Origin of the sequence: Pseudomonas sp. CFBP13509, from assembly GCF_005233485.1 — a bacterium.
GTDB classification, from domain to species: Bacteria; Pseudomonadota; Gammaproteobacteria; order Pseudomonadales; family Pseudomonadaceae; genus Aquipseudomonas; species Aquipseudomonas marginalis.
On the sequence record NZ_QGAA01000023.1, the window covers coordinates 48318 to 63180 of the forward strand.

Annotated in this window: 16 protein-coding genes; 9 read left to right on the forward strand and 7 right to left on the reverse strand. The window is 61.1% G+C overall.

Annotated elements, in window-relative coordinates; translation table 11 throughout:
• The first annotated feature begins 95 nt into the window (after window positions 1-95).
• Entirely contained in the window at window positions 96-983 is an 888-nt protein-coding gene (htpX, locus tag PspCFBP13509_RS27485; RefSeq protein ID WP_027607000.1) for a protease HtpX, read from the forward strand.
• Window positions 984-1036: 53 nt separating this feature from the next.
• Here htpX and PspCFBP13509_RS27490 read toward each other — a convergent pair whose 3' ends face one another.
• Complete coding sequence (locus PspCFBP13509_RS27490; protein WP_065924444.1) at window positions 1037-1693, reverse strand: thiopurine S-methyltransferase; 657 nt, start codon at window positions 1691-1693, stop codon at window positions 1037-1039.
• 105 nt (window positions 1694-1798) lie between these two features.
• Here PspCFBP13509_RS27490 and PspCFBP13509_RS27495 point away from each other — a divergent pair, with 105 nt between their 5' ends.
• Entirely contained in the window at window positions 1799-2566 is a 768-nt protein-coding gene (locus PspCFBP13509_RS27495) for a DODA-type extradiol aromatic ring-opening family dioxygenase (RefSeq protein ID WP_137212969.1), read from the forward strand.
• A gap of 69 nt (window positions 2567-2635) precedes the next feature.
• Here PspCFBP13509_RS27495 and PspCFBP13509_RS27500 read toward each other — a convergent pair whose 3' ends face one another.
• Window positions 2636-4309, reverse strand: coding sequence for a DEAD/DEAH box helicase (locus PspCFBP13509_RS27500; RefSeq protein ID WP_027606997.1), 1674 nt, complete (start codon window positions 4307-4309; stop codon window positions 2636-2638).
• Window positions 4310-4731: 422 nt separating this feature from the next.
• Here PspCFBP13509_RS27500 and PspCFBP13509_RS27510 point away from each other — a divergent pair, with 422 nt between their 5' ends.
• Window positions 4732-5523, forward strand: coding sequence for a crotonase/enoyl-CoA hydratase family protein (locus PspCFBP13509_RS27510; protein WP_065924442.1), 792 nt, complete (start codon window positions 4732-4734; stop codon window positions 5521-5523).
• A gap of 1 nt (window position 5524) precedes the next feature.
• On the opposite strand, the gene PspCFBP13509_RS27515 is transcribed toward PspCFBP13509_RS27510, so the two are convergent.
• Window positions 5525-6280 carry a spermidine synthase gene (locus tag PspCFBP13509_RS27515; RefSeq protein WP_065939972.1) on the reverse strand — a complete coding sequence of 252 codons (756 nt, stop codon included), beginning with the start codon at window positions 6278-6280 and terminating at the stop codon, window positions 5525-5527.
• A 124-nt stretch (window positions 6281-6404) separates the two neighbouring features.
• Here PspCFBP13509_RS27515 and PspCFBP13509_RS27520 point away from each other — a divergent pair, with 124 nt between their 5' ends.
• Entirely contained in the window at window positions 6405-7751 is a 1347-nt protein-coding gene (locus PspCFBP13509_RS27520) for a class II 3-deoxy-7-phosphoheptulonate synthase (protein WP_027606994.1), read from the forward strand.
• On the opposite strand, the gene PspCFBP13509_RS27525 is transcribed toward PspCFBP13509_RS27520, so the two are convergent.
• Together PspCFBP13509_RS27525 and PspCFBP13509_RS27530 are read right to left on the reverse strand one after the other, a co-directional pair.
• Window positions 7741-8961, reverse strand: a complete 1221-nt coding sequence (locus PspCFBP13509_RS27525) for a winged helix-turn-helix domain-containing protein (RefSeq protein ID WP_074844666.1) — start codon at window positions 8959-8961, stop codon at window positions 7741-7743. The two genes, PspCFBP13509_RS27520 and PspCFBP13509_RS27525, sit on opposite strands and share 11 nt — an antisense overlap.
• Before the next feature lie 45 nt (window positions 8962-9006).
• On the reverse strand, window positions 9007-9213 hold the full coding sequence (locus tag PspCFBP13509_RS27530) for a DUF1127 domain-containing protein (protein ID WP_065924439.1): 207 nt from the start codon (window positions 9211-9213) through the stop codon (window positions 9007-9009).
• Between the two features lie 70 nt (window positions 9214-9283).
• On the opposite strand from PspCFBP13509_RS27530, the gene PspCFBP13509_RS27535 reads away from it, so the two are divergent.
• Window positions 9284-10165 carry a LysR family transcriptional regulator gene (locus tag PspCFBP13509_RS27535; RefSeq protein WP_137212970.1) on the forward strand — a complete coding sequence of 294 codons (882 nt, stop codon included), beginning with the start codon at window positions 9284-9286 and terminating at the stop codon, window positions 10163-10165.
• Here the strand turns inward: PspCFBP13509_RS27535 and PspCFBP13509_RS27540 are convergent.
• Window positions 10155-10904, reverse strand: coding sequence for a sulfite exporter TauE/SafE family protein (locus tag PspCFBP13509_RS27540; RefSeq protein WP_074844663.1), 750 nt, complete (start codon window positions 10902-10904; stop codon window positions 10155-10157). The two genes, PspCFBP13509_RS27535 and PspCFBP13509_RS27540, sit on opposite strands and share 11 nt — an antisense overlap.
• A 108-nt stretch (window positions 10905-11012) precedes the next feature.
• On the opposite strand from PspCFBP13509_RS27540, the gene PspCFBP13509_RS27545 reads away from it, so the two are divergent.
• From PspCFBP13509_RS27545 to PspCFBP13509_RS27560, 4 genes are all read left to right on the forward strand, one after another.
• On the forward strand, window positions 11013-11963 hold the full coding sequence (locus PspCFBP13509_RS27545) for a LysR family transcriptional regulator (protein WP_065924436.1): 951 nt from the start codon (window positions 11013-11015) through the stop codon (window positions 11961-11963).
• Between the two features lie 79 nt (window positions 11964-12042).
• Window positions 12043-12495 (forward strand): MarR family winged helix-turn-helix transcriptional regulator, encoded by a 453-nt coding sequence (locus tag PspCFBP13509_RS27550; protein ID WP_137212971.1) that lies wholly within the window; start codon window positions 12043-12045, stop codon window positions 12493-12495.
• 236 nt (window positions 12496-12731) lie between these two features.
• On the forward strand, window positions 12732-13151 hold the full coding sequence (locus PspCFBP13509_RS27555; RefSeq protein ID WP_027606987.1) for an organic hydroperoxide resistance protein: 420 nt from the start codon (window positions 12732-12734) through the stop codon (window positions 13149-13151).
• A gap of 27 nt (window positions 13152-13178) precedes the next feature.
• Window positions 13179-14195 carry an alpha/beta hydrolase gene (locus tag PspCFBP13509_RS27560; protein WP_074844657.1) on the forward strand — a complete coding sequence of 339 codons (1017 nt, stop codon included), beginning with the start codon at window positions 13179-13181 and terminating at the stop codon, window positions 14193-14195.
• A gap of 65 nt (window positions 14196-14260) precedes the next feature.
• Here the strand turns inward: PspCFBP13509_RS27560 and PspCFBP13509_RS27565 are convergent, their stop codons facing one another.
• Window positions 14261-14833, reverse strand: coding sequence for an elongation factor P (locus PspCFBP13509_RS27565; RefSeq protein WP_003172723.1), 573 nt, complete (start codon window positions 14831-14833; stop codon window positions 14261-14263).
• Window positions 14834-14863 lie beyond the last annotated feature (30 nt).

Genomic DNA, 14863 nt, shown 5'->3' on the forward strand with positions numbered 1-14863 from the left:
CAGTTTGAAATAGTCGCTCGGTTGAATCACCCCAAGCCGCACCTTATATACCCCGCAGTACGCGACATATTAAGCATGAGGAGAACTCTACAACCATGATGCGCATCCTGCTGTTCTTGGCCACCAACCTGGCGGTCGTGCTGATTGCCAGCATCACCCTGAGCCTTTTCGGCTTCAACGGGTTCATGGCGGCCAACGGGGTTGATCTGAACCTCAATCAGCTGCTGATTTTCTGTGCGGTCTTTGGTTTTGCCGGTTCGCTGTTCTCGCTGTTCATCTCCAAGTGGATGGCGAAGATGAGCACCAGCACCCAGATCATCACTCAACCACGCACCCGCCATGAACAATGGCTGATGCAGACCGTGGAGCAGTTGTCTCAAGAAGCAGGTATAAAAATGCCCGAGGTCGGGATTTTCCCTGCTTACGAGGCCAACGCCTTTGCGACGGGCTGGAACAAGAACGACGCCCTCGTGGCGGTCAGCCAAGGGCTGCTCGAGCGCTTTTCACCCGATGAGGTGAAGGCGGTCCTCGCGCACGAGATCGGCCACGTAGCCAACGGCGACATGATTACCCTTGCGCTGGTGCAGGGCGTGGTGAACACCTTCGTGATGTTCTTTGCGCGGATCATCGGCAACTTTGTCGACAAGGTGATCTTCAAAAACGAAGGCGGCCGCGGAATCGCCTACTTCGTAGCGACCATCTTTGCCGAAGTGGTACTGGGCTTCCTGGCCAGCGCGATTGTGATGTGGTTCTCGCGCAAACGAGAGTTCCGTGCAGACGAAGCCGGCGCGCGCCTGGCTGGCACCAGTGCAATGATCAGTGCGCTGCAGCGCCTGCGCTCCGAACAGGGCCTGCCGGTGCATATGCCCGACAGCCTGACCGCCTTTGGCATCAACGGTGGTGTCAAGCAGGGCCTGGCTCGCATGTTCATGAGCCACCCGCCGCTGGAAGAGCGTATCGACGCGCTGCGTCGTCGGGGCTGATACCCGGTAATGCAAAAGGGGCGATTGGATCGCCCCTTTTTTGCGCGCGGGTTTTACCCCTTGGTGAGCCGATAAACGCGCTCTTCAAGACACGTGACACCGTCCTGCACGAACTTCCAGCTCTCACCCAGGATATCCTGGGCTTCGAGCACCTCCAGGCTCCACTGCAAACCCAGCAGCACCTTCACCTCATCATCCGGCACCGCAAAGGGCGGGCCGGCTTTTTGCGTCTGGTCGTAGTCCAGGGTGATCAGTATTCCCTGGCAGCCTGGCCGCAACAGGCTGTTCAACTGCTCGGCGTACTGCGCGCGCATCAGCGGCGGCAGGGCGATCAGTGCGGCACGGTCATAGAGCGCAGTGCAGTCAGCCAGTGCCCCGGCGTCCAAGGCAAAGAAATCGCCGCACCATATTTCGATCAAATCAGCCTGGTACACCTTGAACACGCCGTGCCGAGTGATGCGCGGCGTCAGGTTCTGCTCGCTGAAAAAGGCTTCTACCGCCTGCTCCGACAGTTCAACGCCGAATACGTGATAGCCGTTGCTGGCCAGCCACATCAGGTCCAGGCTTTTACCACACAGCGGCACCAGCACCTTGGCGCCCTGGGCAAGGCCCAGCGCAGGCCAATACCGCAGCAGGTAAGGATTGACCTCGGGCAGGTGAAAGCCAATCTGATTGCGCGCCCAGCGCTCCTGCCAGAATTTGGGCTCCATGGAATCACCTCCGAAAATTCGATCAAAAAGCGCTAAAACTTATATTAGATTTAGATCAATGATCTGATTGAAGATGGGCCCATGTTAAACCTCAGGACCTTCCTTATGTTGCCCAGCCTGTTTATCTCCCACGGATCGCCCATGCTTGCCCTGCAACCCGGCGCCAGCGGCCCCGCCCTGCAGCGCCTGGCCGCTGAACTGCCGCGGCCGAAGGCAATTGTGGTGGTGTCGGCACATTGGGAAAGTCAGGAACTGCTGGTCAGCGGCAGTGCTGCGCCCGAGACCTGGCACGACTTCGGCGGTTTCCCCCGGGAGCTGTTCGCCGTGCAGTACCCGGCACCGGGCGACTTGCAATTGGCCAACGAAATTGTCGAACTGCTTCATGCCGACGGCTTGAATGCGCGGATCGATGAGCGCCGCCCTTTTGACCATGGCACCTGGGTGCCGCTCTCGCTGATGTACCCGGCAGCGGATATTCCAGTGGTGCAAGTCTCCTTGCCCAGTCACATGGGCCCTGCCCTGCAAACCAGCGTCGGGCATGCCTTGGCCAGCTTGCGCGAACAGGGCGTACTGTTGATAGGCTCCGGCAGCATCACCCATAACCTGGGCGAGCTGAACTGGCAGGCCGGACCTGAGAGTATCGAGCCTTGGGCACGCGACTTCCGTGACTGGATGGTGGAGACACTCGCCGCCAACGACGAGGCGGCCTTGCATGATTACCGTCGCCAGGCGCCCCACGCCGTGCGCAATCATCCCAGCGATGAACATTTGTTGCCGCTGTACTTTGCGCGCGGCGCAGGGGGTGACTTCAGCGTTGCACACCAGGGGTTCACCATGGGCGCGCTGGGTATGGACATCTACCGCTTCGGTTAACAGCGGACAAAAAAAATCCCCGAACCAGTCGGGGATTTTTTATGTGCGATCAATCAGCCCAAGGGCGGATCAATCTTCGCGGTAGCGACGCAGCTTCAATTGCTTGCCGGCAACGCGGGTGTCTTTCAGCTTGGTCAGCAGTTTTTCCAGACCGTCTTCCGGCAGCTCCACCAGGGAGAAGCTGTCACGGACCTGGATGCGACCGATGGCTTCACGTGCCAGGCCACCCTCGTTGAGGATAGCGCCCAGCAGGTTCTTGGCAGCGATACCATCACGTGCGCCCAGCGCGGTACGGCAACGAGCACGGCCTTCAGCCAATGGAACCGGAGCGCGACGCTCACGATCACCACGGTCCGGACGGTCGCCGGTACGCTCTGGACGATCACCGCGTGGCGCGTTGTTCGGCACCAGTGGGCGCTCTTTCTCGATGGCTGCCAGGGTCAGGGCCTGACCGTTGGTAGCCTTGCGCAGCAGGGCTGCAGCCAGGGCACGCGGGGTGCAACCGATATCGGCGGTCAGGCGGTCCAGCAGGTCGCCGTGGGTCGATTCAGCGTCAGCCACCAGCGGCGACAGGCTGTTGGTCAGTTTCTTGATGCGGGCATCGAGAACAGCCTGGGCATCCGGCAGGCGGACTTCGGCGACTTTCTGACCGGTTACACGCTCGATCACTTGCAGCATGCGGCGCTCACGTGGCGTCACCAGCAGCAGTGCACGACCTTCGCGACCGGCACGGCCGGTACGGCCGATACGGTGAACGTAGGATTCCGGATCGTAAGGCATGTCAACGTTGAACACGTGGGTGATACGCGGCACGTCGAGACCACGAGCCGCTACGTCGGTCGCCACAACGATGTCCAGGCGGCCATCCTTGAGGGAGTCGATCACGCGCTCACGTTGGTTCTGGGCGATGTCACCGTTCAGCGCAGCGGCTTTGTAGCCTTTGGCTTCCAGGGCACTGGCCAGGTCCAGGGTCGCTTGCTTGGTACGCACGAACATGATCAGGGCGTCGAAGTCTTCGACTTCCAGCAGGCTCAATACAGCCGAGGTCTTCTGGTCAGCGTGAACCAACAGGTGAGCCTGTTCGATCGCGGTAACGGTCTGGGTCTTGGTCTGGATCTTCACGTGTTGCGGATCGCGCAGATGGCGTTCGGCAATGGCACGGATCGACTGTGGCAGGGTAGCCGAGAACAGGACGGTCTGACGGGTCGGAGGCAGTGCCTTGAAGATGACTTCCAGGTCATCCATGAAGCCCAGCTTCAACATTTCGTCAGCTTCGTCCAGAACCAGGTGGTTCACGGTCGACAGGACTTTCTCGTCGCGACGCAGGTGGTCGCACAGACGGCCCGGGGTGGCAACAACAATCTGAGCGCCATTACGGATGGCTTTCAGTTGCGGGCCCATCGGCGCGCCGCCATAGACGGCAACAACGGTAACGCCTGGCATTTGCTTGGCGTAGGTTTCGAAAGCGGTTGCTACTTGCAGCGCCAACTCACGCGTTGGCGCCAGGATCAGGGCTTGCGGTTCGCGCTTGGCAGGATCGATGCAGTGTAGGATAGGCAGGGCGAACGCGGCGGTTTTACCGGTACCGGTTTGCGCCTGGCCAATCATGTCCTGGCCGGCCATGATGATCGGGATCGATTGCTGCTGAATCGCCGAAGGTTCTTCGTAGCCGGTCGCGATGACGGCAGCGAGAATGTTCGGGTTAAGATTAAAAGCGGCGAAGCCGCCGGTTTCCTGGGTCATGGGTCTGCCTCTAAGTGCATCCGCAAAGACCCATGCTCCAAAGCTGCGCATGCCGTGTTGAGACTCAAGAGTCGCCCTGGCTGCTTTGTCGGCGGGGATTTGCGAAAACGAATGAATGAAAAAGATTCGTCAAGGGAGAGTCCGCTGTGCGGACGTGCAGCCGAAGCTGACTTCGGGGAATTGCGCTACCTAAACGCGGCCCGGTTAAAGGCCGGCGCGCACTATACCGGAAATACCTGAAAAAGGGAGCTTTTTTTATCGCCAGGCGCCGATAAACCGCGCTGCATCACAGTCTTTGCAGATAAGCGCGGCAGGGTCTATTTTTCAAAGGCCCGGCCCTGCTGGTCATAACGCTTAAACGGTTCACCTTGCATCGAGACCCTTTGGTCTGAAACCCTTCATTGCGCCCGAGGGAACACCCGATGAATCAAGCCAGCAGCAGCCGCGTCAGCCGTGAACTCCAGGGCCATGTCCTGCTGTTGGGCCTGGATCGGGTCGCCAAGCGCAACGCCTTTGACCTGGACTTGCTCAATGAACTGAGCCTGGCTTATGGCGAATTTGATCGAAATGACGAAGCACGGGTGGCCGTAGTATTTGCCCACGGCGACCACTTCACCGCGGGCCTGGACCTGGCCAATGTCAGCGCTGTGATGGCTGGAGGCTGGCAACCGCCCCTGGGCGGTTGCGATCCCTGGGGCGTTTTCGCCGGCCCCAGGGTCAGCAAACCGGTGATCGTCGCGGCCCAGGGCTATTGCCTGACCATCGGTATCGAGTTGATGCTCGCGGCGGATATCAACCTGTGCGCGAGCAATACCCGCTTTGCGCAGATGGAAGTGCAACGTGGGATTTTTCCGTTTGGAGGCGCGACATTGCGCTTTCATCAGATCGCCGGCTGGGGCAACGCCATGCGCTGGCTGCTCACCGGCGATGAATTCGACGCCCATGAAGCCCTGCGCCTGGGCCTGGTGCAGGAAGTCATGGCCAGTGAAGACCTGCTGCCCCGCGCCATCGAACTCGCCAGCCGCATCGCGCGCCAGGCCCCGCTTGGCGTCCAGGCCACCTTGATGTCGGCCCGCCTGGCACACATGGAAGGCGAAACCGTTGCCGCCGCCGCGCTGCCGCCGATGGTGGATAAATTGCTGAACAGCGAGGATGCCAAGGAAGGCGTGCGGGCGATGGTCGAGAAGCGGCCGGGGGTGTTCAAGGGCATCTAGCTTATGTAGCCGGACGAATCGCCTTGATCAACGGCTGCAACGAATAACCCAGACGCGGCGCCAACAACTCAGCCCGAGTAGAAAGCGCATCCAGATCCAGCGCCTGGTCCAGCTCCGAAGGCACCAACAGGATCACATTGCCCTCCTTCACCGGCAGTTCCCAATAATGCCGGTGGTACAAACCACGAAGCAACGCCGCGCCCAAAGGTTTGCCATCATCGGTCGCCCACTGGTTGATCACCAGCCAACCGCCGGGGTTGAGTTTCTTCTGGCAGTTTTCCAGGAAGGTCCAGGCCAGGTGTCCGACGCCGGGACCGACATCCGTGTAGAGGTCGACGAAAATCAGGTCCGCCGATTCAGCGCTCTCCAACAATTCCAAGGCGTCGCCGATGCGGATATACAGGCGCGGATCATCATCCAGCCCCAGGTATTCGATGGCCAGGCGCGGCACATCGGGGCGCAGCTCGATGGCTTCGACATCCTCCAGCGGCAGGAACTTGAGGCACGCCTGGGTCAAGGTGCCAGCTCCCAGGCCGAGGAACAGTGCGCTCTCCGGCTGCTCATGGCACAACGCGCCGATCAGCATCGCGCGGGTGTAGTCGTATTCCAGCCAGCTCGGGTCAGCGGTGAACACGCAGCTTTGCTCGATGGCGTCGCCAAACTCGAGAAACCGGTAATCGGCCACCTCGAGTACACGAATCATGCCGAAATCATCATGGACTTCGGCCAGCAGGCGCTCGACACGCTCCTCGCTCATCACTACTCCTAAAGGGTCTACCCCACGGCAAAGGCGCGATTGTCGGCCAACCGGCGGCAACAGGTCACGCACTAATTGCTGATAACATTGGCGCCCGACCGTCAACCACCCAATCGAGTTCATGATGAGCCAACCCTGGAGCCCCGACAGCTGGCGCGCCCTGCCAATCCAGCAACAACCCCAGTACCCGGACGCTGCGCACTTGTTGCAAGTGGAGCAGAGCCTGGCCAGCTATCCGCCGCTGGTGTTTGCCGGGGAAGCCCGCGAGTTGCGCCGTCAGTTTGCCGAGGTGACCCAGGGTCGCGCGTTCCTGCTGCAAGGTGGCGACTGCGCCGAGAGCTTTGCCGAGTTCTCCGCCGCAAAAATCCGCGACACCTTCAAGGTGCTGCTGCAGATGGCCATCGTGATGACCTTCGCCGCCGGCTGCCCGGTGGTGAAAGTCGGGCGCATGGCCGGCCAGTTCGCCAAGCCGCGCTCGGCCAACGATGAGACCCTCGACGGCATCACCCTGCCCGCCTACCGTGGCGACATCGTCAACGGCATTGGTTTCGACGAAAAAAGCCGCGTGCCGGACCCGGACCGCCTGCTGCAGTCCTACCACCAGTCCACCGCCACCCTCAACCTGCTGCGCGCCTTTGCCCAGGGCGGTTTTGCCGACCTGCACCAGGTGCACAAGTGGAACCTGGACTTTATCGCCAACTCCGCCCTGGCGGAAAAATACAGCCAGTTGGCCGACCGCATCGACGAAACCCTGGCCTTCATGCGCGCCTGCGGCATGGACAGCTCGCCGCAGTTGCGCGAAACCAGCTTCTTCACCGCCCATGAAGCGCTGCTGCTCAACTACGAACAAGCCTTCGTGCGCCGCGACAGCCTGACCAACGACTACTACGACTGCTCGGCCCACATGCTGTGGATCGGCGACCGCACCCGTCAGTTGGATGGCGCCCATGTCGAATTCCTGCGCGGGGTGAACAACCCGATCGGCGTGAAGGTCGGCCCGAGCATGAACCCGGACGACCTGATCCGCCTGATCGACATCCTCAACCCCGACAACGACCCCGGCCGCCTCAACCTGATCGCGCGCATGGGTGCAGGCAAAGTCGGCGACCACCTGCCCAAGCTGATTCGCGCGGTGCAGCGCGAAGGCAAGCAGGTGCTGTGGAGCTCCGACCCGATGCACGGCAACACCATCAAGGCCAGCAGCGGCTACAAGACCCGCGACTTTGCGCAGATCCTCGGCGAGGTCAAGGAGTTCTTCCAGGTGCACCAGGCCGAGGGCACCTATGCCGGCGGGATTCATATCGAAATGACCGGGCAGAACGTCACCGAGTGCATCGGCGGCGCACGGCCGATCACCGAAGATGGCTTGTCGGACCGCTATCACACCCATTGCGACCCGCGGATGAACGCTGATCAGTCTCTGGAGTTGGCATTCCTGATTGCCGAGACATTGAAGCAGGTCAAACGCTGATCATCGCAGCCCGCAACCGGTCGGCACTCGGCCGCTGGCAATTGAGCTGGATATGTTCCAGCCCCAGCCAGTCGGCCATTTGCCGCAGGTTCAGGGCCAGCGCCTGCATCCCCTCATCATCCAGCCCCGACTCCTCTTCGTGCACCCCATGCACGGCCAGGCGCCCGTTGGCGCGTTCGGCCCGCAGGTCGATACGTGCAGCGATCCGCTCGTTGTGCAAAAACGGCAGCACGTAGTAGCCGTACACCCGCTTGTGTTGCGGGGTGTAGATCTCCAGGCGGTAGCGGAAATCGAACAGGCGCTCGGTGCGGCTGCGCTCCCAGACCAGCGAGTCGAAGGGCGACAGCAGTGCGCTGGCCGACACCTTGCGTGGCATTTTGGGCTCGGGCAGGCAGTAGGCTGCCTGCTTCCAGCCTTGCACCTGGCACACCTGCAATTGCCCGTCCTCGACCAATTCCGCCAGGCGACTGCGACTGTCGGCGGGGTCAAGACGGAAGTAGTCGCGCAGGTCTTTTTCGGTGCCTACACCTAAGGCGGTGGCGCTGTGCAGCAACAGGCCACGCTGGGCCTCGGCCTCGGTCAACGGCGCCTGCTGGAGGATATCGCCAGGGATGACGCGCTCGGGCAAGTCATAGAGCCGCTCGAAGCCACGCCTGCCGGCAACGGTAACCAGGCCGGCGGCGAACAGCCATTCAAGCGCATGCTTTTCATCGCTCCAGTCCCACCAGGGTCCGGCTCGCTCTTCGCGGGTCGACAAACTGCCCGCGCCCAGCGCGCCCTGCTGTTCGACAGTCTGCAAAACGCGCTGGATCGTGGCCTGTTGTTCACGACCGAAGCGCGCCATCTGCGAATAGATGCCCCGCCCCTGCTGCGCTCGCTCCATACGCCAACGCATCAAGGGATATAGCGCCATCGGCAGCAACGAGGCCTCGTGCCCCCAGTACTCAAACAGCGAACGCCGCCGGCCCTGGCTCCAGGCCGCCTGTTCAAGCATCAACGGCGAGTAACCGCCCAGGCGGGAAAACAGCGGCAAGTAATGAGAGCGCACCAGCGCATTGACCGAGTCAATCTGCAACACGCCCAAGCGCTCGATCACGCGGTTGATGTGCGCAGCTTTTATCAGTACGGGCGCCTGGCGCCCGGAAAATCCCTGGGCCGCCAGCGCCATGCGCCGAGCTTGCTTGAGGGAAAAAGACAGGTCGGCGGCCATGAGGTTCTCCATGTGGGCTCGCCAACCACCCTACTGCATCCGGCGTCATTTTCGCAGCGGGTCTTGCCAGAAATGCAGATGGCGATCCTGCTCAACGTCGCCGCGATTGAGCCCGATGTCCTTGAGCGCATCATCGCTCAAGCTGGCCAGGACCTGACGCTCCCCATGCAGCGCCTGCCAACGGGCAATCCTGTGAAACAGCCCGGAAAACGGACGTTTTGCCATCAACACAAAGCCTCTTTGACCTTTCATCTTCTCGCCCTCCAATGGGGATGACGCGAGTGTGTGCCTGGCCTTAAGATCAATCCAACGAATGTTTCTTATGCAATACATCTCGGAGATTGATCAATTGTCCGGCTACCCGAGCATCGACACTGAGGTACTGCGCACTTTCGTCGCCATCGCCGACCAAGGCGGTTTCACCCGCGCCGGTGAACGGGTCAACCGCACCCAATCGGCGGTGAGCATGCAGATGAAGCGCCTGGAAGAAGACGTGCTGCAGCGCAAACTGTTCGAGCGCGATGGCCGGCAAGTGCGGCTTACCCCCGAGGGCCAAGTGCTGCTGGGCTATGCGCGGCGTATCTTGAAATTGCACAGCGAAGTCTTCAACACCCTGCGCGAGCCGCATATGGTGGGGCTGGTACGCATCGGTACACCGGATGACTACGTGATGCGCTTCCTGCCGGGGATTCTCCAGCGGTTTTCCAAGGCATACCCGCTGATCCAGATTGAGATGCACTGCGAGGCGTCCACCGTGCTGATGCAGCGCCGGGACCTGGCCCTGACCGTGATCAGCCGAGAGCCCGGGAATGATGTCGGGGAGCTGTTGCGTTCCGAACGCATGGTATGGGCCGCAGCACCGTGCTTTTGCGTAGACGAGCACGACGCCCTGCCCCTGGCGATTTCCGGTGCTGACTGCCTTTATACCCAGTGGGCCCTTGGGGCACTGGATTCGGTCGAGCGCAGTTATCGCCTTGCCTATCACAGCACCAATGGGGCGGCGATCCAGGCAGTCGTCAGCGCGGGCTTGGCGGCCATGGTCAGCATGGAAAGCCTGGTGACTGCAGACCTGCGCATACTCGGCAGCGAGGAAGGGTTACCGCTCTTGCCGTCAATGAACCTGCGTTTGCTGCGTAACCCCCTGATGGCCTCACCGATCACCGATTGCCTGGCCGAGTACATTCTCGAAGGCTTCAGACTTTAAAGGTCAGCATTACCGCACACAGCACCAGGAAGCCGCAGAACAGGCCGCGCAACAGCCTTTCCGGCAGGGCGTGGGCGACTTTCACGCCCCAACTGATACTGAGCAGGCCACCGACGGCCAGGGGGATGCCGATCAGCCAGTCCACTTCGTGGTGCCAGGCATAGGTGACCAGGGTCACCCCGGTACTGGGCAGGGCCAAGGCCAGGGACAAGCCCTGGGCGACCACCTGGGTGGTGCCGAACACACTGGTCAGTACCGGCGTGGCCACCACCGCGCCGCCCACCCCAAACAAACCGCCCATGGAACCGGACGCCGCGCCCAACACGCCAAGCCAGGGCCAGGCATAACGCATGTGTGCCGTCGGCGGTGCATTTCGCGTGAACATGCGCAGCAGGTTGTAAGCCGAAAGCGTCAGCAGGAACACGATAAAGCCGATGCGCATGGCGCCTGCGTCCAGCCCCACGGCCCAGATCGAGCCGAGCCAGGCAAAGCTGAAGCCCATGATGCCCAACGGCAGGGCGTGGCGCAGTTCGATGCGATTGCGCTGGTGGTAACGCCACAGGGCGAGCATCACGTTGGGCACCACCATCACCAGCGCCGTGCCTTGGGCAAGTTGTTGGTCCAGGCCGAACCATACGCCGAGGACCGGGATCGCAATCAGCCCACCGCCAATACCAAACAGGCCACCGACCGTGCCGAGGGCCACGCCCAATACCAGGTAAACCGCTAAATCCAACACCGCTCGCTACTCCACATTCCCAGGCCCTGCATGCTACGCAGTCGACCCTGGCGCGGAAACGCACAGCAACGCACAATGGCTGTGCCAATCTCGCATAAGCGCGCATCGATGAATCCCAACACGCTGACCGATCAACTGAGCCTGTTTCTCGATGTACTGGAAACCGGCAGCTTTTCTGCCGCAGCCCGTCGCCATCCGCTGACCCCTTCGGCGGTGGCGCGGCGCATCGACAGCCTGGAAAGCTCCGTGGGCAGCCGCCTGTTCCAGCGCAGCACTCACGCGGTGGTGCCGACCCCGGCGGGCCTGGCCTTCGCCGAGCGGGCACGACGGATTGTCAGCGAGCTGCAACTGGCGCGGGCGGAAGCGGTCTCCTTGAGCCATGCCCCCGAAGGCTTGATCCGCGTGGACGCACCGGCAGCGTTTGGTCGACGGCATCTGGCACCCGTGATCGCCGACTTTCTGAATGTGTACCCGGGGCTGGATGTGCACCTGCATCTGATCGACAGCTTTGTCGATATGCAGGGCGCGCATCTGGGCAAGGTCGACCTGGTGCTGCGCGCCGGGCATATCGTCGATACACGGCTGATCGCCACGCCCCTGGCCAGTATCGTGCGCATCGCCTGCGCCAGTCCGGCCTACCTGAAAAGCCGTGGCACCCCGGCCCACCCTCGCGAATTGAGCGAGCATGACGGCCTGGACTGGGACGGCCTGGCGCCGATGTTCGCGTGGCGCTTCGAGTTGGACGGGCGACGTGCAACGCATCGCCCGCGGCGCATCCGCATGAGCGCCAACAACGCTGAAGCGTTGTTATCGGGCGCCCTCGCCGGGCTGGGGATCGCCCACCTCCCCACCTGGCTGGCCAGTGAGTACCTGGTGCGCGGCGAGTTACTGCCGCTGTTTTGCCAAGACGGCCTGCCCAACCCGGAGACCACCGGGATCTATGCACTGCGCCTGGAACAGCAGCCCAATGCGCGCAGCCGGTTGCTGCTGGAATACCTCAAGTCCCGATTCAGCCCCGTGCCGCCTTGGGATCTGGCCCTGCAAAGCGGACTGGTCTGACCACCCGCACAAAATTATCTGGCGCATTAAAGATTTGCCCGCTAGATTCCAGGCAGACACGCTTTTTTGAGGCACCACCATGAGCAAAAATCCCGCCCCGTGCGAATCCCTGTTGCTGGACAACCAACTGTGTTTCGCCCTGTACTCCACGTCGCTGCTGATGACCAAGGTCTACAAACCGCTGCTGCAAGCCCTCGGCCTGACCTACCCGCAGTATCTGGCCATGATGGTGCTGTGGGAAGAAGATGGTTTGACCGTCGGAGAAATCAGCAGCCGCCTGCTGACCGACCCGGGCTCCCTGACACCACTGCTCAAGCGCCTGGAAGCCGAAGGCCTGCTCAGCCGCACCCGCAGCCGTGAAGATGAGCGCGTGGTGGTGGTGGAACTGACCGGCGCCGGGCGCGCCTTGCAGGAAAAGGCCATGGGTATTCCACAGTGCATTCTCGGCGCCAGCGGTTTGGAGCTGGACCAATTGCGCAAGCTGCAGGCTGACTTGCTTGCGTTGCGGGGCAACCTGCAGAACGCGATCTGAACACGGCAAAACACTCAACCTGTGGGAGGAGGCTTGCTCCCGATGACGGTTTATCAGTCGACGAATCTTTTGACTGAAACACCGCTATCGGGAACGAGCCCCCTCCCACATTGGTTTGCAGCGACTGAAAAATATTTATACATTTATCTTGCGCGCTAAACATTAGCGCTATACATTTACCTCACCAACTACTTAGCGCGCAAAACTTTAGCGCTAAAAACCAAGAGGACGACACCATGCAAACGCTCTATACCGCAGTAGCCACCGCCACCGGCGGCCGTGATGGTCGCGCTGTTTCCAGCGACAATATCCTCGACGTCAAACTCTCCACCCCCAAGGAATTGGGCGGCGCCGGCGGCCAGGCCACCAACCCGGAACAACTGTTTGCCGCCGGTTACTCGGCCTGCTTTATCGGCGCCCTGAAATTCGTCGCCAGCCAGACCAAACGCAAAATCCCGGATGATGCCTCGATCACTGCCCACGTCGGCATCGGCCAGATCCCTGGCGGTTTCGGCCTGGATATCGACCTGCACGTCAGCCTGCCAGGCCTGGCCGAGGACGATGCGCAAAGCCTGGTCGACGCTGCGCACCAAGTCTGCCCGTACTCCAACGCCACCCGTGGCAACGTCGATGTGCGCCTGCACGTAACCGTCTAACCACTGCCGCTGTCACTGGAGAAGAACATGAACACATTTGCCAACGTGCTGACCGGCAGCCTGCTCGCCCTGTCCGTCACTCACGCGTTTGCCGCCAATGGCGACGTTGAACACAGTACCCAGGCCTTCCTGGATGTGTTGAACGCCGGCACTGGCAAACCGATGGAACAACTGACACCCACACAAGCCCGTGCCGTACTGACGGGTGCCCAGGCCGGTGTGAAGTTGACCCTGCCCAAGGCGGACGTGAGCCAGAAGACCATTCAGGTCGATGGCCAGCCGCTGGACCTGACCATCGTGCGACCAGCCGGGGTCAAGGGCACATTGCCGGTGTTCATGTTCTTCCACGGCGGCGGCTGGGTGTTGGGGGATTACCCGACTCACGAGCGCCTGGTGCGCGATCTGGTGGTGGGTTCGGGGGCCGTGGCGGTCTTCGTCAACTACACGCCTTCACCGGAAGCCCGCTATCCGGTGGCGATCAACCAAGCCTACGGCGCAACCAAGTGGGTCGCCGAGCATGGCAAGGACATCAACGTCGACGGCAAACGCCTGGCGGTCGCGGGTAATAGTGTCGGCGGCAATATGGCAGCCGTCGTCAGCCTGATGGCCAAGGACAAGGGCACACCTGCGATCAAGTTCCAACTGCTTTTATGGCCGGTGACCGATGCCAACTTCGAGACGGCGTCCTACAACCAGTACGCCGAAGGGCACTTCCTCACCAGGAACATGATGAAGTGGTTCTGGGACAACTACACCACCGACGCCAATCAGCGCGCCGAGATCTACGCCTCGCCGCTGCGGGCGACCGCGGATCAGCTCAAGGGCTTGCCGCCCGCGCTGATTCAGACCGCCGGTGCCGACGTGTTGCGTGACGAAGGCGAAGCCTATGCGCGCAAGCTGGACCAGGCCGGGGTTCCAGTGACGGCCGTGCGCTACAACGGCATGATCCACGACTACGGCTTGCTCAATGTGGTCAGCCAGGTACCAGCGGTGCGTTCGGCCTTGCTGCAGGCATCCGACGAGCTCAAGCAACACCTGAAGTAAAAAAGCAGCGCCCACGAAAAAGCCCGACGCTAGGTCGGGCTTTTTTCGTATCGGCGGGGCCAGAATTACTTCTTGGCGCGACCTTTGTACGAACCACCTTCGCGGGTGTCGATCTCGATCAGGTCGTCGATTTCGATGAAATCGGCTACTTGCAGTTCGGTACCGTTGCTCAGCTTGGCAGGCTTCATTACTTTGCCCGAAGTGTCACCGCGAGCGGAACCTTCGGTGTAGGCAACCTTACGCACGATAGTGGTCGGCAGCTCTACGGAAACCAGGCGCTCTTCGAAGAAAATAGCTTCGCAGACGTCTTCCATGCCTTCTTCGATGAACGGCAGAACAGCTTCGATATCTTCAGCGTTCAGCTCGTACATGGTGTAGTCGGTGGTGTCCATGAACGTGTAGGTGTCGCCGCTGATGAAGGACAGGGTCGCTTCCTTGCGGTCGAGGATCACGTCGTCCAGTTTGTCATCGGCGCTGTAGACGATCTCGGTCTTGTAACCGGTCAGCAGGTTCTTCAGCTTGGTCTTCATGATTGCGCTGTTACGACCAGACTTGGTGAACTCAGCTTTCTGAACCAGCCAAGGGTCGTTTTCGAGACGGATCACTGTACCGGGTTTCAGTTCTTTACCAGTTTTCATTGCGTATATCCGAAATTTGGATGGGATTAC